21 protein-coding genes are annotated in these 20,546 nt (G+C 36.9%); 17 read left to right on the top strand and 4 right to left on the bottom strand.

Going from position 1 to position 20,546, the window contains the following annotated elements:
- Positions 1–24: 24 nt before the first annotated feature.
- Complete coding sequence (locus IGL98_RS12095) at positions 25–723, bottom strand: TIGR00266 family protein (RefSeq protein ID WP_206911711.1); 699 nt, start codon at positions 721–723, stop codon at positions 25–27.
- Positions 724–942: 219 nt separating this feature from the next.
- On the opposite strand from IGL98_RS12095, the gene IGL98_RS12090 reads away from it, so the two are divergent.
- Positions 943–1,098, top strand: a complete 156-nt coding sequence (locus IGL98_RS12090) for a hypothetical protein (protein ID WP_206846538.1) — start codon at positions 943–945, stop codon at positions 1,096–1,098.
- A 52-nt stretch (positions 1,099–1,150) separates the two neighbouring features.
- Here the strand turns inward: IGL98_RS12090 and IGL98_RS12085 are convergent, their stop codons facing one another.
- Positions 1,151–1,894 carry a MurR/RpiR family transcriptional regulator gene (locus tag IGL98_RS12085; RefSeq protein WP_206911710.1) on the bottom strand — a complete coding sequence of 248 codons (744 nt, stop codon included), beginning with the start codon at positions 1,892–1,894 and terminating at the stop codon, positions 1,151–1,153.
- A 162-nt stretch (positions 1,895–2,056) separates the two neighbouring features.
- Here IGL98_RS12085 and pfkB point away from each other — a divergent pair, with 162 nt between their 5' ends.
- The 16 genes from pfkB (at position 2,057) to IGL98_RS12005 (ending at position 19,481) form a co-directional block, all read left to right on the top strand.
- Positions 2,057–2,995 carry a 1-phosphofructokinase gene (pfkB, locus tag IGL98_RS12080; protein ID WP_206911709.1) on the top strand — a complete coding sequence of 313 codons (939 nt, stop codon included), beginning with the start codon at positions 2,057–2,059 and terminating at the stop codon, positions 2,993–2,995.
- A 1-nt stretch (position 2,996) separates the two neighbouring features.
- Positions 2,997–4,406, top strand: a complete 1,410-nt coding sequence (locus IGL98_RS12075) for a PTS fructose transporter subunit IIC (RefSeq protein WP_206911708.1) — start codon at positions 2,997–2,999, stop codon at positions 4,404–4,406.
- 24 nt (positions 4,407–4,430) lie between these two features.
- Complete coding sequence (locus IGL98_RS12070; RefSeq protein WP_069646788.1) at positions 4,431–4,886, top strand: PTS sugar transporter subunit IIA; 456 nt, start codon at positions 4,431–4,433, stop codon at positions 4,884–4,886.
- 9 nt (positions 4,887–4,895) lie between these two features.
- Complete coding sequence (lacD, locus tag IGL98_RS12065) at positions 4,896–5,873, top strand: tagatose-bisphosphate aldolase (RefSeq protein ID WP_206911707.1); 978 nt, start codon at positions 4,896–4,898, stop codon at positions 5,871–5,873.
- Between the two features lie 121 nt (positions 5,874–5,994).
- The gene (locus IGL98_RS12060) at positions 5,995–6,861 is read left to right on the top strand and encodes an AraC family transcriptional regulator (protein ID WP_206846533.1); all 867 of its coding nucleotides are present in this window, start codon (positions 5,995–5,997) and stop codon (positions 6,859–6,861) included.
- Between the two features lie 229 nt (positions 6,862–7,090).
- Positions 7,091–7,360: a 30S ribosomal protein S14 gene (gene rpsN / locus IGL98_RS12055; protein ID WP_206846532.1), complete on the top strand. Its 270-nt coding sequence runs from the start codon at positions 7,091–7,093 to the stop codon at positions 7,358–7,360.
- A 34-nt stretch (positions 7,361–7,394) separates the two neighbouring features.
- Positions 7,395–7,535 (top strand): putative metal homeostasis protein, encoded by a 141-nt coding sequence (locus IGL98_RS12050; RefSeq protein WP_167351787.1) that lies wholly within the window; start codon positions 7,395–7,397, stop codon positions 7,533–7,535.
- 509 nt (positions 7,536–8,044) lie between these two features.
- Positions 8,045–9,121: a Gfo/Idh/MocA family protein gene (locus tag IGL98_RS12045; protein WP_206846531.1), complete on the top strand. Its 1,077-nt coding sequence runs from the start codon at positions 8,045–8,047 to the stop codon at positions 9,119–9,121.
- A gap of 144 nt (positions 9,122–9,265) precedes the next feature.
- On the top strand, positions 9,266–10,003 hold the full coding sequence (locus IGL98_RS12040; protein WP_206846530.1) for a ThuA domain-containing protein: 738 nt from the start codon (positions 9,266–9,268) through the stop codon (positions 10,001–10,003).
- Complete coding sequence (locus tag IGL98_RS12035; protein ID WP_206846528.1) at positions 10,000–10,968, top strand: sugar phosphate isomerase/epimerase family protein; 969 nt, start codon at positions 10,000–10,002, stop codon at positions 10,966–10,968. Before IGL98_RS12040 ends, IGL98_RS12035 begins: the two co-directional genes overlap by 4 nt.
- Positions 10,969–11,172: 204 nt before the next feature.
- Positions 11,173–12,207: a Gfo/Idh/MocA family protein gene (locus tag IGL98_RS12030; RefSeq protein WP_206846526.1), complete on the top strand. Its 1,035-nt coding sequence runs from the start codon at positions 11,173–11,175 to the stop codon at positions 12,205–12,207.
- A 103-nt stretch (positions 12,208–12,310) separates the two neighbouring features.
- The gene (locus tag IGL98_RS12025) at positions 12,311–14,149 is read left to right on the top strand and encodes an LTA synthase family protein (RefSeq protein ID WP_206911706.1); all 1,839 of its coding nucleotides are present in this window, start codon (positions 12,311–12,313) and stop codon (positions 14,147–14,149) included.
- 27 nt (positions 14,150–14,176) lie between these two features.
- Positions 14,177–14,929: a tRNA 2-thiocytidine biosynthesis TtcA family protein gene (locus IGL98_RS12020; protein ID WP_206911705.1), complete on the top strand. Its 753-nt coding sequence runs from the start codon at positions 14,177–14,179 to the stop codon at positions 14,927–14,929.
- Between the two features lie 491 nt (positions 14,930–15,420).
- Positions 15,421–18,132, top strand: coding sequence for a cation-translocating P-type ATPase (locus tag IGL98_RS12015; protein ID WP_206911704.1), 2,712 nt, complete (start codon positions 15,421–15,423; stop codon positions 18,130–18,132).
- Positions 18,133–18,311: 179 nt separating this feature from the next.
- Positions 18,312–18,899, top strand: coding sequence for an ATP-dependent Clp protease proteolytic subunit (locus IGL98_RS12010; RefSeq protein WP_206846518.1), 588 nt, complete (start codon positions 18,312–18,314; stop codon positions 18,897–18,899).
- 147 nt (positions 18,900–19,046) lie between these two features.
- Entirely contained in the window at positions 19,047–19,481 is a 435-nt protein-coding gene (locus tag IGL98_RS12005; protein WP_206846516.1) for a hypothetical protein, read from the top strand.
- 398 nt (positions 19,482–19,879) lie between these two features.
- On the opposite strand, the gene IGL98_RS12000 is transcribed toward IGL98_RS12005, so the two are convergent.
- Together IGL98_RS12000 and IGL98_RS11995 are read right to left on the bottom strand one after the other, a co-directional pair.
- On the bottom strand, positions 19,880–20,041 hold the full coding sequence (locus tag IGL98_RS12000; RefSeq protein ID WP_167351785.1) for a hypothetical protein: 162 nt from the start codon (positions 20,039–20,041) through the stop codon (positions 19,880–19,882).
- A 32-nt stretch (positions 20,042–20,073) separates the two neighbouring features.
- On the bottom strand, positions 20,074–20,430 hold the full coding sequence (locus IGL98_RS11995) for a hypothetical protein (protein WP_069646759.1): 357 nt from the start codon (positions 20,428–20,430) through the stop codon (positions 20,074–20,076).
- Positions 20,431–20,546 lie beyond the last annotated feature (116 nt).

Below are 20,546 nucleotides of genomic sequence, written 5' to 3'. Positions count from 1 at the left end.
AAAGGTCTTCATACTTTTTTTATTTTATGAACCAGAGCTAACAAAAGGGCTGATCAGACCAGCTAAACCTTCGATATTTCTTGTTTGAATCATGATCGTACCTGTACCGTGGAATTCATTGACCACACCTTCGCCAGTCGTGAAACCAAAGAGTCCAGAAGCCACTTTGATCGTGTAATCTAATGATTCAGACCAAGCGACAACGTGTTGGTTATCCACAACAAATGGTTTCGTCCCATCTAAATGAATTTCGACGATATCTCCATAGCTATTGATCAGCAATGAGCCTGAACCAGCTGTTTCCATTACGAATAACCCACCCGTACCGCCAAAAATAGCGCCGCTAAGTTTTTGACGTTTCATATTATAAGACACGCTAGCATCACAAGCTAAAAATGCGCCTGTATTTAAGCGCCAATGTTCTGCTCCAACTTGAAGTTCTTTGATCGCACCTGGTGTTGCAGGAGCTAAAGCGACTTTGGCTGTGTCTGTTAAGCCGGATGCTTTTGTGATAAAGAAACTTTCACCACTAGACATTGAACGACCTAATGCTCGAATCGCACCGCCAAACCCTGACTTTCCATTGCTGTTCATTTTTCCTTCAAGATTGATCTCACCATTGTGATAAACCATTGCACCACTTTCTAATTGAATGCTTTCACCTTTACGTAAATCCACTTCTACTAATGGAAAAACGGTATTTTCTGTCATTTTATAATCCATTAAAACAACCTCCTTTGATAGTTCATATTCTAGTATACCTTATCTATAGGCTATTTTCTTCAGAATTTTTTGATTTTTGCTAATAGGCTTGTGTTATAAAACCAATTAATAGATAATTTTGGTAAGCAGGTATTTACCAAACGGAATAGAAATTAGAATTTTGTTGATTCTGTTTTTTTTTTTGAGAGAAGCTTAATTATTTTTAAGGGGATGAAGTGTATGAAAGAGGAAGCGTTTCTTGAGTATTTAACTGTGGCATTAAAAAACTTAGGGTATACTAAAGCTGGTATTTTTAACGTTGAAGGAGAAGTTAAAAGACTGCTTAAAACGTATTCACTTGAAGAAATAAAGATGAAACTAGGTCAAAATAAATAAATCTTAAATAAACGACGTACACTTATTCGTGTAGGTCGTTTATTTTTTTATCTCAATTTGTTCGGATCGCGTAAGAATCTAATAATATTCTCGCCATGATAGATAAAGGCAATCTTGAACGAACTTCATATTCTGGAAAATAAGAACCTTCCGATTTAAAACCAGTGAAGACGATTTCGGATAGCTGAGCTAAAGAACTACCTGAATTTGCGGTTAAGCTAATCGTACTAACGTCATTTTTTAAACAATTTTTCACAGCAGTAACTAATTCTGGGGTTTCACCATTCAAAGAAATCAATAGTACGATATCATTACTAGTGATTTTTTTACTCATACTGGTAATGATATTGGGATCTGCATGCATTTCACAATATTTTCCTGACAGTTGAAATTTTACCGTCATTTCTTGGGCGATCAATTCCGAAAAACCACGGGCAAAAATCACGATTTTTTGTGCTGCTTTGATTTTTTGAATCGCATCTTCAATACTTCCGCTATCAAGCATGTTGATCGTGCGGATAACTTCTCGTTCATTTTTTAGGATCGCTCGTTTGATTTCTGCATCGATTTTTTCAACACCAGAAAAGTTGATCGTTGTATTGGATTGGTCTTTTAAATGATGTTTGAAAGAAGTAAACCCTTCGTAGCCCTTCTTTTTCATCGCACGAACAATCGTTGCGGTAGAAACATTCGCTTTTTCACTTAGTTTGACGATGGAATAATTGGGGATCTCAACAAGATGCTGATCAATAAAATCCCATAAATATTTTTCTGATTCACTTAAGGCTTTTTCCATGCTGAAGACTCCTCCATTCTACTAGGTATTCCTTTGTCCATCATACCATTTTCATCCTAGAGAAATAAAGATTGTATCGTTTTTCAGTCGGTTTCCGTGATTATGAAAACATTTACATAAGAAAGTAGTCGATAATACAAGTGTGAGGAAAGGGGGAGGAAAATGGTTCAACTATATACTTGTACAATGAATTTAGCGATCGATCTATTTATCGAAATTGAAACAATGAAACCAAAAGTAGTCAATCGAACGATCGATGATGATATTCAAGCCAACGGCAAAGGGGTCAATGTATCGCTGATACTCAAAAAACTAGATATAAACAGCACGGCGATTGGTTTTAGTGGCGGTTTTACAGGTCGATACATTGAAGAGTTTCTGCTTGAAAAAGAGATTACCACACAATTTATCCATGTGCCAGAAAATACTCGAATCAATGTGTTCACTCAAGTCAATCAAGAACAAACGGAATACAAATTAGTCAATAAAGGACCTAAGATTCCTAGGGAAAAAATCAATGAACTTTTAACATTGATCGCAACGATCGAATCAGGTTCTTATCTTTGTGTGTCGGGGAGCTTGCCGCAAGGAATTTCAGAAACGATTTTGCCGGAAATCAGCAGAATCGCACAAGAGCAGAAGTTTAATTTAGTGCTGGATAGTAGTTACCACAGTGTGATGGATTGCTTAGTTTATCAGCCTTATTTACTCAAACCAAATGAAGAAGAATTAGCGAGTTGGTTCGATCAAAAAGAAATTTCTCTAGAGGAAAGTCCAACGTATTTAAAACGATTAATTAACAATGGGGCTCAAAGAGTGCTGTTGTCATTTGGCAGTAAAGGGTGTTTCTATGCAGACAAAAACAGAATTATTTACGGAAATTCACCCAAAGGAAAAGTCGTTAACACAGCTTGTGCAGGAGATACCTTATTAGGAACCTTCATTAGTGGGTTGTTAAAAGGGGAAGCGCTGGATGAAACTTTGAAACAAAGCATTGCAGCTGGCAGTTCAACAGCTTTTAGAAAAGGTTTGACTGATTTTAGTGATACGGAAGAGTTAGAAAAACAAATTGTGATCAAGACAATAGAAGGGAAGATCTAATATGACAAAGTATCAATTGATTGCAGCAACGGGTTGTCCCACAGGAATTGCACATACGTATATGGCACAAGAAGCGTTGGAACAAGCAGCGAAAGCAAAAGGTATCACGATCAAAGTGGAAACGCATGGACAAATCGGTGTCGAAAATGAATTGACGAAAGCTGAGATCGAAGCAGCTGATGCAGTCATTATAGCGGCGGATAAGGATGTTCATGCAGAACGTTTTGCAGGAAAGCGCGTCATCGAAGTTCCCGTTAGTAAAGGGATCAAGGAAGCTAGTCAGCTAATTGATGAGGCACTTGCTGGAAAAGGGAAAATTCTTGGCGGTGAGAAGCCGATCAATGTAGCTGATTTAGAAGAAAAGGAAAATGAAGTGAAAGGAATCGGTCATAGCATTTATAAGAACTTGATGAATGGTGTTTCACATATGTTGCCTTTTGTGGTAAGTGGCGGGGTACTGATTGCTATTTCATTTTTATGGGGGATTTATTCTGCAGATCCTGAAAGTACACAATTCAATCAATTTGCAGCGACGTTAAAAGAAATTGGCGGTTTGGCAATGGGGATGATGGTACCGATTCTATCTGCTTATATTGCAGAAGGAATAGCAAAACGTCCAGGTTTAGTCGTTGGATTTGTGGGTGGATTAGTCGCAAGTAATGGCGGGACTGGCTTTTTAGGTGGTATTGTTTCTGGTTTCTTGGCAGGATATGTTGTGCTGGGATTGATCAAAGTGTTTAAAGTTTTACCAAAATCTTTAGACGGTTTAAAGGCAATTTTCTTATATCCAGTTTTGGGTGTCGCAATCACGGGTTTAATCATGTTTGGTATTGCTGGACCGATGTCTGCGATCAATGAAGGAATGATGGATTTTCTCGCTGGTTTTGAAAACTCAAGTCCTTTGGTTTTAGGCATCATTGTTGGATGTATGTGTGCTTTTGATATGGGTGGACCAGTGAATAAGGCAGCTTATGTGACTGGAACAGCGCTTTTAGCCCAAGGCAATACAAGTTTTATGGCAGGCGTTTCTGCAGCTTGTATTGCACCACCGCTGATTACAGGCTTTGCGGTTTTATTTTTCCGTAACTATTTTGATACAAGTGAACAAAATGCTGGGTTGGTCAATTTTATTTTAGGCTCGACGCATATTACAGAAGGAGCTATTCCATTTGCGGCTAAAGATCCTTTGCGAGTATTGCCAACGATGATGTTAGGTTCCTCGATTGCTGCGGTTTTAACGTATATGTTTAAAGTTCAAGTGCCAGCGCCGCATGGTGGATTCTTAGTATTACCTGTTGTGACACATGGTTTGCTATGGGTATTGGCTATTTTAGCTGGCTCGATCGTGGGTGGATTTTTGCTAGGAATCATTCAAAAACGTCGAATCGAGAAGATAGAAGCAACAGTTTAAGTGATAGAAAGAGGTTGAAAACAAATGGATTTATTAAACGCACAACACGTTTTTATTGAAACATCAATTGGAACAAAGGAAACGGCCCTTCAATTTTTAGCTCAAACCGCTCAAAATTTACAGATTACGACCAATGGCGCAGATGTTTTAGCAAGTTTTAATGATCGTGAAATGCAAGGCAGTACAGGGATGATGGATGGTTTTGCTATCCCCCATGCAAAGAGTTCTGCCATCAATGAAGCAAGTATTCTGATTGTAAAAACGAAAAATCCAATTGAATGGGACAGTTTAGATGGCAAACCAACCGAAGTGATCATCGCTTTATTGATTCCTGAACAAGAAGCTGGAACTACCCATCTAAAATTATTATCCAAAGTTGCACGGCTATTAATGAAAGATGATTTTAAAACACAGTTGAAAGAATTAGAATCAGCAGCAGAAATCGCTGAATACGTGAATCAACAATTAATTGAGGAGTGAGCACTAACGATGAAAAAAATGACAGAATCTAAATTAACAGCAATGAATCAAATGTGTAATAAAGACGGAATCATTGCCGCACTTGCGATCGATCAACGAGGATCATTGAAAAAAATGATTGAAAAATCTTGTGGACACGAAGTAGATGAAGAAATGATCATCACTTTTAAAGAAATTGTCTCTCGTGAATTAACACCCTATGCTTCAGCGATCCTTTTAGATCCAGAGTACGGATTACCAGCAGCAAAAGTCAGAGATCAACAGGCAGGATTATTAGTAGCGTACGAAAAAACTGGATATGATGCTAGTGAACCAGGACGTTTGCCTGATCTTTTAAATGATTGGTCCGTTAAACGTTTAAAAGAAGCCGGTGCTGATGCAGTAAAATTTTTGCTGTATTATGATGTGGACGAAAGTAAGGCGATCAATGAACAAAAACACGTTTTTATGGAACGAATCGGTTCAGAATGTGTTGCTGAAGGGTTGCCATTTTTCCTAGAATTAGTGTCTTATGATGCACAGATCACGGATGGAGCAAGTAAAGAATATGCCAAAATCAAGCCGCACAAAGTCATTGAAATGATGAAAGAATTCAGTAAACCGCGATACAATGTTGATGTGTTGAAAGTGGAAGTTCCTGTAAATATGTCCTTTGTAGAAGGATTTGGTGAAGAAGCTTGTTATTCAAAGGAAATGGCGAAACAATTATTTAAAGAACAAAGTGAAGCAACTGAGCTGCCATATATTTTTCTAAGTGCTGGTGTTAGTAGTCAGTTATTCCAAGAAACATTGTACTTTGCAAAAGAAGCAGGTTCGACATTTAACGGTGTTTTATGTGGTCGAGCAACTTGGAAAGAAGGGGTAGCAACTTTTGCTAAAGAAGGAAAAGCAGCTGCCGAGCAATGGATGAGAACTGCTGGCAAAGAAAATATTAAATCCTTGAATCGGGTTTTAAAAGAAACAGCGACACCATGGATGAATAGATAAAACAAATCTTCATAAAAGACAATCTGCTACTATTAGGGATTGTTTTTTTTGTACATAATCAGTTGTAAATAATCAAAATTTTGATAAAGTAAAGAGTAAGAGAAACAATCGGAGGCTGAACATGAGTGTATATTTAGAACGACCAGAATTTGAAGAAAATATTCTTTTTCGAGCATTTATCAATGATGGCATGACGATCGTATATCCTCATTGGCATAAAGAAATCGAAATTATTTACTCGATACGAGGAACAGTCAATATCGGTGTAGGCGATGAAATCGTTCATGTAGCTGAAGGAGAAATTTATTTTTTCGCTAGTGGTGAACCGCACTACTTTTTAGCTTCTCCTGATAGTGAACGGATCGTTTATCAGTTTGATTTGAGTCTATTTAATGAGAAGCAGTTAAAATCTGTAGAGGATTGCTCACTGATCGAGTTGTTTGAAACAGGGGAAAAACACAGTTCAAACTGGTCGAAGTCTTTAGTTTTAGATGTGAAAAAAATATTACAACGGTTATTTGAAGAATATGAAAAAGAGAGGCAGGGGAAAAAATATGAGTTGTTTAGTTTACTGTTTCAATTGATCACAATGTTCTACCGAAGGTTACCTCAAACAAAAGTGAAAGTAAAAAAAGGTGCAAAAGCTTCCACGATTAAATACAAAGAAAACTTAGAACAGTTGGATCGCATCTTTACCTATGTTGAAAATTATTACGAAGAATCGATTACATTGGAAGAAATTGCAAAATATAGCGGTTTTAGTTCATACTATTTCACTCGCTTTTTCAAGGCTAATACTGGGACAACGTTTATGAGTTTTTTAACGGAATATCGCATCAATCAAGCAAAGTTTATTTTGGCTAATGAAAAAGTTCCAATGATCGAAGTAGCTGAAAAATCAGGTTTTGCCAGTGTGAAAACGTTTCATCATGTGTTTAAAGAACAGGTAGGTGTCTCACCGTTGAAGTATCAGAAAAAAATCTTTTAAAGTAGAATAGTAGCGTATATGTAATAAAGTGGAAGCTAATACAACAAATTAACGATTTATTAAAACAGCTCATTCTAAGGGGAGTATGTTGAATATAAAGTAGAATAATAATTAAAGCCTCTAGCAGGGCTTTTTTTAATAAATAGTACTTGCATTTTCTTATTGTTAATGTTACTATTACACCTCTTAAATAGTAAGCATTACGATTTGTGTGGAGGTGAAAGAAAACATGGCTAAAAAATCAAAAATTGCCAAAGCAAAAGAGCAACAAGTATTGATTGAAAAATACGCTGAACAACGTATTGAGTTAAAAGCGAATAAAGACTATGAAGCTTTAGCAAAATTACCAAAAGATTCCAATCCAAATCGCTTAAAAAACCGCGATTTGATCGATGGACGACCAAGAGCATATATGCGCAAATTCGGCATGTCACGAATTAATTTTAGAAAGTTAGCACATCAAGGACAAATTCCTGGTGTTCATAAAGCAAGCTGGTAAAGAAATCGAAAAATAGATGCAAAGAGGTGATTTGATGGAGAAACAAGATCTTTCAAGTGCACGTAGACGATTGAAATGTACAAACCGAAAAACAAGAAAACGAGCACTGAAAATTATTCAGCAGTATAAACGGGAACAAAGACATCGAGTGATGGCTTCTGGTAGTGTTGGCTGAGTGTATCATTTTTAAAAGTAGAGAATAAAGTTCTTCCTTTTTAGTATAGAAGGGAAGGGCTTTTTTTGTTGAGGTTATTAGGCTTGTAAAGTTTTTTTTATTTATGCTGCTCCGTTTCTATTTCTATGGTGTGATTAATTTGGCGTGATCGAAACTTCTTTCTGGTGATTGTTAAGAACTGTTTAAGACTAGTTTGGAATAAGGCGTTTGGTGATTCACAAGTAATGAAACTTCTCTTCCGTTGGTTGTTAAGAACTGTTTAAAATCAGTTTGGAATAAGGCGTTTGGTGATTCACAAGTAATGAAACTTCTCTCCCGCTGGTCGCCAAGTACTGTTCATCATCTGCTCTGGCGAAGCCAGTCGCAGTGATTCACAGCAATATCCGGGAACTTTTCAACCGAAATCTAGGAAGAAAGCTCTTTCATAATTTTGTATAGTAAGAGTGTAGAAGTGGAACCGTTTTATTTTTTCCACAAATTAATATTAGTAGATTACTGGAGGTTTTTTGATGACGTTGAAAGTAGGAATTATTGGTTGCGGCGGGATTGCTAATGGCAAACATTTACCGGCACTTGCACAAGTAAAAGAAGTAGAAATGGTTGCTTTTTGTGACTTGATCATTGAACGAGCAGAAGAAGCAAAAATGCATTATGGAACGTTGACAGCAAAAACATTTACAAATTATCAAGAGATGCTTGAAGACATGGACTTGGATGTGGTTCATGTTTGTACACCAAATAGCTCGCATGCAGAACTATCGATTGCAGCAATGGAAGCTGACTGTCATGTGATGTGTGAAAAACCAATGGCAAAAACATCTGCTGAAGCACGCAGTATGATCGAAGCAGCAAATAAAACAGGAAAAAAATTAACAATTGGCTATCAAAATCGTTTCAGGAAAGATTCAACTTATTTACATGAGGTTTGTGAAGAAGGGGAATTAGGAGATATTTACTTTGCTAAAGCTCATGCCATTCGTCGTCGTGCAGTGCCAACTTGGGGTGTTTTTCTCGATGAAGAAGCTCAAGGTGGTGGACCATTGATTGATATCGGCACGCATGCCTTGGATTTGACGTTATGGATGATGGACAATTACAAACCGAAATATGTAGTAGGAAAAGCCTATCATAAATTAGCTGAGACTAATAATGCAGCCAATGCTTGGGGCTCTTGGGACCCCAAAAAGTTCACCGTCGAAGATTCAGCATTTGGTTTTATCATGATGGAAAACGGCGCAACGATTTTTTTAGAATCTAGCTGGGCATTGAATAGTTTAGATGTAAAAGAAGCCAAAACGACTCTTCACGGTACGAAAGGTGGAGCTGATATGAATAATGGCTTAACCATTAATGGAGAAGACCACAGCACACTTTTTGAGAAAAAAATCGAATTAGAACCTGGTGGTGTTGATTTTTACGATGGCGCTGGCGACAAACCAGAAGTTTTAGAAGCACAATCATGGATCGATGCAATCATCAATGACACAGAACCGATTGTTAAATCAGAACAAGCTTTAGTTGTAACAGAAATTCTTGAAGCCATTTACAAAGCATCTGAAACGAATCAACCTGTATTTTTCAATTAAATCAAGATTATCTAGCTTCACGGGCTAGTCTCTCGGAAAAAAAATAAATTATGAATGAGGCAAAAAGCGTCTCATTCATAATTTCCTATTTTTCAGTCAAGACTAAACGAGCCCGCTACGCTTTTAAATTAGGGAGGAAAAATAATGATCCAAGTCACAGTATGGAATGAATTCCGTCATGAGAAAACAGATGAAGCTGTAAAAAAAGTATACCCAGAGGGCATTCATCAACAAATTGCTCGTTTTTTAAAAGAAGATGATTTTTCCGTTCGAACGGCAACCTTAGACGAACCAGAACATGGGTTAACAGAAGAGGTTCTAGCGAATACAGATGTTTTGATTTGGTGGGGACATGTCGCGCATCAAGAAGTATCGGATGAAATCGTTCAACGTGTCTATCAATGTGTGTTAGAAGGAATGGGATTAGTCGTACTTCATTCAGGCCATATGTCAAAGATTTTTATGAAACTAATGGGCACATCTTGCGATTTAAAATGGCGAGAAGCTGAAGAACATTGCCGCATATGGACCGTTGCGCCAAGTCATCCGATTGTCGAAGGAATCGGCGAGTACATTGAACTAGAAAAAGAAGAAATGTACGGCGAACATTTTGATATTCCAACACCAGATGACTTGATTTTTATTAGCTGGTATCCTGGCGGAGAAGTCTTCCGTAGTGGTTGTACCTATCATCGTGGCAATGGAAAAATCTTTTATTTTCAACCAGGACATGAAACGTATCCTTCTTATTATAATAAAGAAATTCAAAAAGTCATTAAAAACGGCGTTCATTGGTGTAAACCAACACAAAATGCTTATCCAAATTACGGGCATCACGAACCATTAGAATCTATTACGAACGAGAAAGGAACTAAACAATGAAATTAGGTGTATTTACTCCATTATTCAATAATTTAAGTTTTGAAGAAATGATCGATACAGTCTCAAAAGCAGGATTAGAAGCAGTTGAAATCGGAACAGGTGGTTCTCCTGGAAATGCACATTTAGATATTGATAAATTATTAGCAAGTTCTGACGCTAGAAAAGAGTATTTAGCAAAACTGGCTGATAAAGGGTTAACGATCAGTGCATTGAGCTGTCATAATAATCCGATTTCTCCATTAAAAGAAACCGCCCAAGAAGCAGACCAACTATTACAAAAAACAATCAAATTAGCTTCTTTAATGAATGTATCAGTAGTCAATGGTTTTTCTGGTGTTTCAGGAGGAAACCCAACAGATACACAAGTCAATTGGCCTGTTTTGCCTTGGCCAACTGAATATGATGATAACTACAATTACCAATGGGAAAAGAAATTGATCCCTTATTGGAAAAATATCAATACGATCGCAGAAGATGCAGGGGTGAAAATAGGGATCGAACTGCATGGCGGCTTCTTATGTCATACACCTTATACAATGTTGAAACTCCGTGAAGCAACGGGCAACGCAATCGGCTGTAATTTAGATCCAAGTCATTTATGGTGGCAAGGCATTGATCCAGTTGCAGCAGTTAAAATTTTAGGTGAAGCAGGTGCGATCCACCATTTTCACGCAAAAGATACGTATTTAGATCAAGACAACATCAATATGCACGGACTGACGGATATGCAACCATATGGAAATGTTAAAACCCGCGCATGGACGTTCCGTTCAGTTGGATGCGGTCATGATTTAAAAGTCTGGTCAGATATTATTAGTACACTTAGAATTTACGGATACGATTACGTTTTAAGTATTGAACATGAAGACCCGATCATGTCGACAGAAGAAGGTTTGAACAGAGCGATTACTAATTTGAAAAGTATTATGATCAAAGAACAACCTACGGAAATGTGGTGGGTGTAATCAAAAGCTGAACGAACTCGTTCAGCTCTTGAGCAAATTAGGAAATTTTTTCAAAGATGCTTTTTATCTTTGAAGAAAATTTGTCTATTTGCCGAAAGAGCTAGTTCGTGAAGCTGGATGTCAAAGAGAAGAATACGACAGTTTCTGACCAACTCTTTCACCACCAAAAATCAATCATCCTCAATAATAGAAAGGACTCAAAAAATGACAGCAATCAACTTTGCCGTAATCGGCTACGGCGGTATGGGTTCTTACCATATCCATAACATTATGCCTAACGAAAACGAACGAATCCACGTCGTCGGAACCTACGACATTTCCGGTGAACGTCAACAAATTTCCAGCCAACACAATCATAAAGTATACACTTCACTTGAAGACGTACTAACAGATGATACCATCGAAGCTGTTTTGATCGCTACACCCAATGACTCCCATAAAGACTTAGCGGTCCAAGCATTAAAAGCAGGAAAACACGTTGTCTGCGAAAAACCAGTCACAATGAATGTAGAAGAATTAGACGACGTATTAAAAGTAGCCAAAGAAACAAGCAAAACCTTTATGGTCCACCAAAACCGCCGTTGGGACCCAGATTTTCTAATCACTCGAGAACTCTATAAAAATCAACAAATCGGAGAATTATTCCAAATCGAAACTCGTGTACAAGGCGCTAACGGAATTCCTGGTGATTGGCGCCATGAATTAAAACATGGCGGTGGAATGCTTTTAGACTGGGGTGTCCATTTACTAGATCAGCTATTATTTTTAGTTGATAGTCGGATTGAAAAAGTATCAGCCGATTTAAGCTACATTCTTGGCGATGAAGTAGATGACGGCTTCATCACGTATATTATTTTTGAAAATGGTGTCCGCGCAATCATAGAAGTTGGAACAACGAATTATACTAAACTCCCACGCTGGTATCTAAAAGGAACACAAGGAACAGCTGTCATTCATGACTGGGATTTATCAGGTGAAATGGTCATCGAATCAGGGAAGAAAAATATCCAAGCACCAAAACCAATCCAAGCAGGGGTCGGCTTAACCAAAACAATGGCGCCACCCTCAGAAGAAGCAACGGAGACCTTACCATTACCAAAAGCTTCTGCTGAATATGACACATTCTATAAGAATTTCTATAAAGTTGTACGAGAACAAGCAGAACCAGTCGTCAAAAATGAAGAAGTTCGTAAAGTGATGGTTCTGATCGAGGAAATTTTTAAAGCAGCCAAAAGATAATCAAATGCAACGTAAAGCTTCTCAATGCAGGAGCTTTACTTTTTTGTCGTCTAAGCATAAAATATTAAGGGACGTATTAAGGAAAGAGAAAAGGGAGAATGTTGTGAAGAAAAAATTGCAGATAGTCAAGAAAAAACCAGTTAAATATACACTGATCGTGATAGGATTACTGTTGTTAGTTTTGATCAGCACTCTATATTTACAATGGTGCCAAAATGAATTATCACTGGATTTAGTAGTCAAATTTGCGTTTTCATGGCATACAGAAAAATTTATTCTAGGTAGCGTAGTCTTGCTGATATTTTTATTATTTCTATGTAGTTTGTCAGGATCGCTGGCTTTAGGAAGTGTACTTTATGCAATTACGATCGGTATTTTAGGCTTCGCTGATTATCAAAAAATGTTTTATCGCTCGGAGCCGATTTATCCTGATGATTTAAAAATGATCACTGAATTTGGTTTACTAAGAGAGATGATCGGAACGATTCCATTCTTATTTATTCTACTCGTGGCAGTCGTTGGTTTGTTCTTCTTTGGGCGAGCAATCTACAAAAGTCGGCTGCTATCGAAAAAAATGCAAATCGTCCGTATCTCAAGTTTCATTGTGACACTGCTTTTATTGATTTATGTAAGTAATTTTAATAGTCAAAATAATTTATTGAGAAAAGCCTATGATCGAACGGCACTGTGGATTCCTTATAGCCAAAAAATGAATTACTATAACACAGGATTTATGGGTGGTTTTTTATATAATTTAAAGGTAGAAGCAATGGACAAACCAGAGAATTATTCAAAAAAAACGATTGAAAAAATCACCAATAAATACACGGATAAAATAAAAGAGACAAATGCTAGCACACAAGAAGAACAACCAAACATTATTTTTGTGATGAGTGAAAGTTTTTCTGATCCGCAGAATTTAAAAGGTGTAACCGCCGATAAAGATCCTTTAAAAGACTATTATGACATAGCCAAAACGACTTATAGCGGTAAGATGTTATCACAAAATTACGGTGGTGGAACGGCTAATATTGAATTTGAAGCACTAACTAGCTTTTCAATGGAGTTGTTCAATCCGCAAATGACAACGCCTTATACTATGCTGATTCCAAAAATGACCGAAATTCCGTCGATCGTTTCACTGCTAAAGGGGCAAGACTATCAAGCAACCGCTATTCATCCTTATAATACTTCGATGTATAAGCGCAAAGATGTTTATAAAACAGTAGGTTTTGATCAATTTATCAGCGAAGATACAATGACTTATAAAGAAAAATTACAAAAGAATCCTTATATCTCGGACGAATCTGCCTACAAAGAAGTGTTGGATCTGCTAGAAAATGATGATGATCCACAATTTGTCCATTTAGTCACGATGCAAACGCATATGCCGTATAGCGATAAATATACTAAGTCAGATTATTCTTCTCAAAGTCTAGGCAATAAAACAGCAATCGATAGCTATATGCAGGATGTTGCATACAGCAGTGAAGCGTTGAAACAATTTACGACAGCTTTAAAAGATGTAAAACGGCGAACGCTAGTTGTTTTCTGGGGAGATCATTTACCAAGTATTTATTCAGATGAAATCAAAGCAGAAAACGATGAAGTCCGCATGCATGAAACGGAATTTTTGATGTATGACAATCAAGATAAGTTAAGTGAGAAAAATACCCATGATGCGCTTAGCAGTCCATTTTACTTTGCACCAACGTTGTTTGATCAAAGTGGTATGCAAATGACTGGATTCTACCAATTATTGACCGAGCTTGAAAAACAAGTTCCTGCATTTGAAAAAGGCTTCTATTATAAAGATAACCAATGGAGCAAAACATTATCATTGAATGAATCACAAAAAGAATTATATGAAGACTATCGTTTGATCCAATACGACATTGTTTCAGGTGAAAGCTATAGTTTGAACACCGATTTTTTCAAATAAATTCAGTGAGCAAAAAAGGAGTATACAATGAGTTTTAAAAAGAAAGACAATCAGACCTATTATAACCCGATTCGCCGTGCAATCTTGAATCATCAAATGATTCAGCCAGGTGATAAAGTGGCAATCGGAATGAGTGGTGGGAAAGATAGTACAAGTTTATTGTATTTTCTAGATATGATCAGTAAACAAAAGCGGTTAGGCTTTGAATTTGAAATCGTGCCGATCACCTTAGCAATGGGATTTGAGATGGATATCACACCATTACAGAAATTTGTGACAGGCTTAGGGTATGAATTGGATGTTGTGCCAACAAATATTGCGCAAGTTGTGTTTGATATTCGGGAAGAACGCTCACCTTGTTCGTTATGTGCCAAGCTACGTAGAGGAATTTTGTATAAACGAGCTAAAGAAGTTGGTTGTAATAAAGTCGCTTTAGGCCATCACTTGGATGATGCGATCGAAACGTATTTTATGAATTTTCTATTCCATGGTCAAATGGCTAGTTTTGACCCACTCAGCTATTTATCAAAAACAGATATTACACTGATCCGTCCATTACTTTACCTTGAAGAGAAACAGATTATTCAGTTTGTTCAACGAGAAGAATTGCCTGTGATTTTTAACCCCTGTCCCGTTGATAAGAAAACCAAGCGAGAAGAAATCAAACATCTGGTAAGTGGATTGGCACAAAGTTATCCTGATATCCGAGAAAAATTTATTATGGGTATGGAACAAGGTTTGCCTGACAATTTCTGGACGAAATCAATGAATCAAGAGTGAAGGTTACTTTTCTAGTAGACATCATCACACCCCGACTGCTCAGTAATATTTGGGCATTCGAGGTGTTTTACTGTTTAACTGATAAAACTATCTCCTTAAAAAAGGCAATGAAAAATGCCTTCTATCAAATAACGTAAGCCTTTTTCAAACTAAACAGAAATTTTTCTGAAAATCAATACGATTTCATTTGAAAAACACTAAAAGAACAGGTATAATTATTTTATCAATAATAGTTGGTGAAGGACTTGTCCGTCGCCAGGTTATTATTTCATGAGGGAGTAACTGGCGGCGCTAGCTGCGGCAACATCACCAACTCCGAAAGAAATTTCTGGTGTTGTCTTAAACGGTGAGACTTATGTATGTTCTATTTAGCATACAGAGGTCTATTTTTTTTCGTTTTTGTTACGAACGAATAAGTCCAAAAACGTGTTCGTTTCGTTATAATGAAGTAAAATAGATTTAAGTAGCTGCAAATTATAAGGAGGAAGAACATGTCAGAAGAGAAAAAGGTTCAATTATCTGAAGCATTTTACACGCAGTCAGATGAAGAGGTCTTGCAAAAATTTGATACGACAGTCGATGGACTATCAAATCAAGAAGCCAAGAAGAGGTTAGAAAACTATGGGGCTAATGCTTTAGATGAAGGGAAAAAGAAATCGATCGTTGTGAAATTCTTTGAACAGTTTAAAGATTTTATGATCATTGTATTACTATTTGCGGCTGTGATTTCGGCAGTCTTTTCAGGGGATTTTGTTGATTCGATTATCATTTTACTCGTAGTTATCTTAAACGCAATCTTTGGTGTAATCCAAGAAGCCAAAGCAGAACAAGCGATTGAAGCATTAAAAGAAATGTCTTCACCAAATGCGAATATTCGTCGTGATGGTCATGTGATCACGGTTAAAAGTGACGAATTAGTACCAGGAGATATCGTTTTATTAGAAGCAGGAGACGTTGTTCCTGCAGATTTACGTTTATTAGAAGCAGCTAGTCTAAAAATCGAAGAAGCAGCACTAACTGGTGAATCTGTACCAGTTGAAAAAGAAGCAATCGTTTTAGAAGGAACATCTGATGATATCGGCATTGGTGACCGTATCAATATGGCGTATTCAAACAGTAATGTCACTTATGGCCGCGGAATCGGTGTGGTCGTTGGTACAGGAATGAATACAGAAGTCGGTAAAATCGCCGGCATGTTAGCCAACGAAAAAGAAACGGAAACACCATTAAAACAAAATTTAAATCAATTAGGTAAAATGTTGACGATCGCTATATTAGTGATCGCAGCTGTGATGTTCGTTGTCGGTATGATGAATGGCCGCACATGGATCGACATGCTATTGACGTCTATCTCATTAGCCGTTGCAGCAATTCCAGAAGGATTACCAGCAATCGTAACAATCATTTTAGCATTAGGTACACAAAAAATGGCGAAGAAAAATGCGATCGTCCGCAAACTGCCTGCAGTTGAAACATTAGGTAGTACAGACATTATCTGTTCTGATAAAACTGGAACGTTAACATTAAATCAAATGACCGTTGAAGCTCTTTACACAGATAATGAAGTAAAACCTGCGACAGATGCTGTTGCAATGGACAATATGGCATTAAAAATCATGAACTATACAAATGATACAAAAATTGCACAAGATGGTACGTTGATCGGTGATCCAACCGAAACAGCTCTTGTCCAATACGGTTTAGACCACGATTTCAACGTAATCGAAAAAGTTGCAGCTGAACCTCGTGTTGCTGAAATTCCATTTGATTCAGACCGTAAATTAATGACAACTGTTCACCAATTAGCAGATGGTAAATTCCTAGTTGCTGTCAAAGGTGCACCAGATGAATTATTAAAACGTTGTAACCAAGCCTTATTAAATGGTCAAACACCAGCAATGGATGACAAACAACGTCAAGAAATTTTAACAACCAACACAAAATTAGCCAAACAAGCACTACGTGTCTTAGGAATGGCATACAAAATCGTTGAAGCAGTTCCTGCTGAAATGGATTCTGATTTAGTCGAAAAAGACTTAGTATTTGCAGGTCTTGTCGGCATGATCGATCCAGAACGTAAAGAAGCCGCAGAAGCCGTTAAAGTTGCTAAAGAAGCGGGGATTCGTCCAATCATGATCACAGGTGACCACAAAGATACAGCAGAAGCAATCGCTGCTCGTCTTTGTATCATCAAAGAAGGCGACGACGATGCTGTTATTACAGGTGCTGAACTAAACGAATTAACGGATGAAGCATTTGCCAAAGTGGTTGAACATTATTCCGTTTATGCTCGTGTTTCTCCTGAACATAAAGTTCGTATCGTTAAAGCATGGCAGCAAGAAGGTAAAGTTGTAGCCATGACAGGTGATGGTGTGAACGATGCTCCAGCATTGAAAGCAGCCGACATCGGTATTGGGATGGGGATCACTGGTACAGAAGTATCAAAAGGTGCCTCTGATATGGTCTTAGCGGATGATAACTTCTCGACAATTATCGTGGCAGTTGAAGAAGGACGAAAAGTCTTCTCAAATATCCAAAAAACGATTCAATATCTACTTTCTGCCAACTTAGGGGAAGTATTAACACTATTTATCGCAACAATGTTAGCTTGGGATACCTTACTACCAGTTCACTTATTGTGGATCAACTTAGTAACGGATACCTTCCCGGCAATCGCTTTAGGCGTAGAACCTGCTGAACGTGATGTAATGAGCCATGCTCCTCGTGGAAAGAAATCAAACTTCTTCTCTGGCGGTGTCTTGAGCAGTGTCATTTATCAAGGGATCACACAAGGTGCCTTGACTCTGATTGTCTATAAAATGGCGATCGAATTCCCTGCACATACGGCGGCAAATATGCCAAACTTATCTGCAACAGCCTTGTATGACTTACAACATGGCGATGCGTTGACAATGGCTTTTGCCACATTAGGTTTGATCCAATTGTTCCATGCATTTAACGTAAAATCTATTTACCAATCAATCTTTAAAGTTGGCTTGTTCAGAAACAAATCATTCAACTGGGCAATTTTAGTATCGTTCTTATTACTAGCAGCAACGATTCTAATTCCAGGATTCAATGACTTGTTCAGCGTAACTTCTTTAGACGGTTACCAATGGGCAATCGTTGCCGGAACATCATTTGCGATTATACCAATCGTTGAGATCGTAAAATTTGTTCAACGTAGAATGGGTAAGAGCTAAATTAAATAAGTTTAAAACAGAAATGCGTCGGAAGATGCATTTCTGTTTTTTTATAGGTGAATGCCGTAATTAAAAAAAAAAAAATTTAAGGTCAAAACAAGTCAAAAAAGTGGACAAATTTTCAGATTGCGGTATTATTAATATAGACATTTTGCTTTAAAATATGGAGGTTATCAGTTATGAACTATTTAGATGAAAATGAAGAAACAGAAGAAAAACAACAACCAAATGCGTTTATGAAAAAATTATTTGAAGAACGAACAATTTTGATCTACGGTGAAATCAATCAAGATTTGGCACGAGAAGTAACGTCTCAATTGCTTTTACTTGCAGCGATGGGTGATGAGCCGATCAAGATTTTCATTAATAGCCAAGGTGGACACGTTGAAGCAGGCGATACGATCCATGACATGATCAAATTTGTGAAACCAGAAGTCATCGTGATCGGAACTGGTTGGGTCGCAAGCGCTGGAATTACGATTTATTTAGCTGCTGAAGCGAAAAATAGATACAGCTTACCAAATACTCGTTATATGATCCATCAACCTGCTGGCGGCGTTCAAGGACAAAGCACAGAGATTCAGATCGAAGCCAAAGAAATCATCCGTATGCGTGAGCGTGTGAACCGTTTGATTGCTGAAGCGACAGGTCAGACTTATGAAAAAATCGCAAAAGATACAGATCGTAATTTCTGGATGTCAGCTGATGAAGCCAAAGATTATGGCATGATCTCTAAAATCGTCAAAACAAGTGATGAAATTAAATAAAGCTCTAAAAACTGCAGACAACAAAATGTTTGCAGTTTTTTTTGTCTTAAAAATTAGTAGAAAAATATACTTTTACAGATTCCACTTGTCATCCACCTATGAAAAAGTGTAAAATTGAGTGATTACTAAAAGAAAGTAGGAAAGATAGTGAAACCAAATTTAGGCTATTATGTTCAAAACATCAATGATATTGTAAAAGAAACAGAAGAAGTCGGCGAAAAAATGAACGACTATTACGAAGAAGTTCGTAAAGTGATCGATGAAGGGAAAACTGCTGAGTTAGCACCAGAAAGAATAGCTGAAATCAAGCGTGTCTTTGAAGATGGAACCAAAGAATATACACTCATGTTGGAAAAAGTCACTCAATTACGTCCACCAGCACGCGTTATGGGAATCCACAAAAAATTCGAACGCTCTTATATCGAATATCTAGCTGGATGCAACGAAATGATCTTATCTTTAGATCCTGAAAAAGGTATAGATGTTGATTTATTCAATAACTCAGAAGAAAAACAAGACAAAGCAACAGACGATATTTCATTCGCAATTACACGAATGAGCAACCTTTTATTGAAAAAATGAAAAAATAATCAGAAATCTGACCAAAAAAAGATGGAATCCATTTGTTTTTAATGTTATTTTTAGTAGACAAATAAAAAAATGTGTTGTATTATGTATTCATACCAACAACAACCTTTTTATTTTTCATTTTACTCTTATTGAGTAATACTCCTTTTCCATCGGCCTTTTCAGCCGATGGTTTTTTTGTAATTTATTTTCCGTAAATTTATATAATTTTAATAATATATGTTTATTATTTATATATTGTTAGTTATTTTATTTATTTAAGTATGTTTTTATTTAGTCGATTATTTTATAAATGATAAAAAGTCGGACGAATCAAACAGATAGAAAAAGGTCTAAAGCAAAACGTTTAAGTTCTGCTTTAGACCTTCAAGATCTTATTGCAATTATTTGTATCAATTTTCTACATTACGAACATAATCATCAAAATACTGAACAAGATCGGATTTGATCTTCTGATATTCCGCTTCTGTATATTCACGTTCTTCGATCGTTCCATTAAAAAATGGAATCTCCAACTCTTCGCGCAAGCGATCTAAAACTTCGCTTTGATCCATTTGGGCACCTTCTTTACCTGTTGTCTACTCTATTATAAAACATTAAAATCATTCGTCAACTGCTCAAAGGAATCTTTCATAGCCGTTAACTTATTATAAAGTAGGATGCTATCATCATCTTCAAGTAAAAAGACTTGTTTTAATTCAAAATAAAAATCTTCAAATGCTTTAAAAAAAGGGTGAACCTCTGATGCCGTAAGCTCACTGTTACTGTAGTAAAAAACACGTACACTATGATAATAGGTGAATACTTCATTGATATTCAACAGAATACGAGTATCCTCAGGACGTGGACGGCTAGTGACTAAATCATAGAGCGTTAAACTTTTGGTATGAATTTCCGAGAGATAAGATAAGAGTAGTTCCACTTTTTCATTACTTGCTGACATTAAATCGACCTCCAATTTCCCTAATTATAATAAAAAACAGTGAGAAAGAGAAATAGGACACTCAACTGTAAAGAAATATTTACGAAAAATGAAAATAAAAGAAAAAAATGTTGACA

The sequence above is a fragment of the Enterococcus sp. DIV0840 genome (assembly GCF_050527835.1).
Taxonomy (GTDB): Bacteria; Bacillota; Bacilli; order Lactobacillales; family Enterococcaceae; genus Enterococcus_L; species Enterococcus_L ureasiticus.
Note: the sequence above shows the minus strand (reverse complement) of the source record. Positions and strands in the feature narration are given on the sequence as shown.

Excerpts from the sequence above, each read along its gene's own strand:
- IGL98_RS12095 (WP_206911711.1), bottom strand. The coding sequence starts at position 723 with ATGGATTATAAAATGACAGAAAATACCGTTTTTCCATTAGTAGAAGTG.
- IGL98_RS12090 (WP_206846538.1), top strand. The coding sequence starts at position 943 with ATGAAAGAGGAAGCGTTTCTTGAGTATTTAACTGTGGCATTAAAAAAC.
- IGL98_RS12085 (WP_206911710.1), bottom strand. The coding sequence starts at position 1,894 with ATGGAAAAAGCCTTAAGTGAATCAGAAAAATATTTATGGGATTTTATT.
- pfkB (WP_206911709.1), top strand. The coding sequence starts at position 2,057 with ATGGTTCAACTATATACTTGTACAATGAATTTAGCGATCGATCTATTT.
- IGL98_RS12075 (WP_206911708.1), top strand. The coding sequence starts at position 2,997 with ATGACAAAGTATCAATTGATTGCAGCAACGGGTTGTCCCACAGGAATT.
- IGL98_RS12070 (WP_069646788.1), top strand. The coding sequence starts at position 4,431 with ATGGATTTATTAAACGCACAACACGTTTTTATTGAAACATCAATTGGA.
- lacD (WP_206911707.1), top strand. The coding sequence starts at position 4,896 with ATGAAAAAAATGACAGAATCTAAATTAACAGCAATGAATCAAATGTGT.
- IGL98_RS12060 (WP_206846533.1), top strand. The coding sequence starts at position 5,995 with ATGAGTGTATATTTAGAACGACCAGAATTTGAAGAAAATATTCTTTTT.
- rpsN (WP_206846532.1), top strand. The coding sequence starts at position 7,091 with ATGGCTAAAAAATCAAAAATTGCCAAAGCAAAAGAGCAACAAGTATTG.
- IGL98_RS12050 (WP_167351787.1), top strand. The coding sequence starts at position 7,395 with ATGGAGAAACAAGATCTTTCAAGTGCACGTAGACGATTGAAATGTACA.
- IGL98_RS12045 (WP_206846531.1), top strand. The coding sequence starts at position 8,045 with ATGACGTTGAAAGTAGGAATTATTGGTTGCGGCGGGATTGCTAATGGC.
- IGL98_RS12040 (WP_206846530.1), top strand. The coding sequence starts at position 9,266 with ATGATCCAAGTCACAGTATGGAATGAATTCCGTCATGAGAAAACAGAT.
- IGL98_RS12035 (WP_206846528.1), top strand. The coding sequence starts at position 10,000 with ATGAAATTAGGTGTATTTACTCCATTATTCAATAATTTAAGTTTTGAA.
- IGL98_RS12030 (WP_206846526.1), top strand. The coding sequence starts at position 11,173 with ATGACAGCAATCAACTTTGCCGTAATCGGCTACGGCGGTATGGGTTCT.
- IGL98_RS12020 (WP_206911705.1), top strand. The coding sequence starts at position 14,177 with ATGAGTTTTAAAAAGAAAGACAATCAGACCTATTATAACCCGATTCGC.
- IGL98_RS12015 (WP_206911704.1), top strand. The coding sequence starts at position 15,421 with ATGTCAGAAGAGAAAAAGGTTCAATTATCTGAAGCATTTTACACGCAG.
- IGL98_RS12010 (WP_206846518.1), top strand. The coding sequence starts at position 18,312 with ATGAACTATTTAGATGAAAATGAAGAAACAGAAGAAAAACAACAACCA.
- IGL98_RS12000 (WP_167351785.1), bottom strand. The coding sequence starts at position 20,041 with ATGGATCAAAGCGAAGTTTTAGATCGCTTGCGCGAAGAGTTGGAGATT.
- IGL98_RS11995 (WP_069646759.1), bottom strand. The coding sequence starts at position 20,430 with ATGTCAGCAAGTAATGAAAAAGTGGAACTACTCTTATCTTATCTCTCG.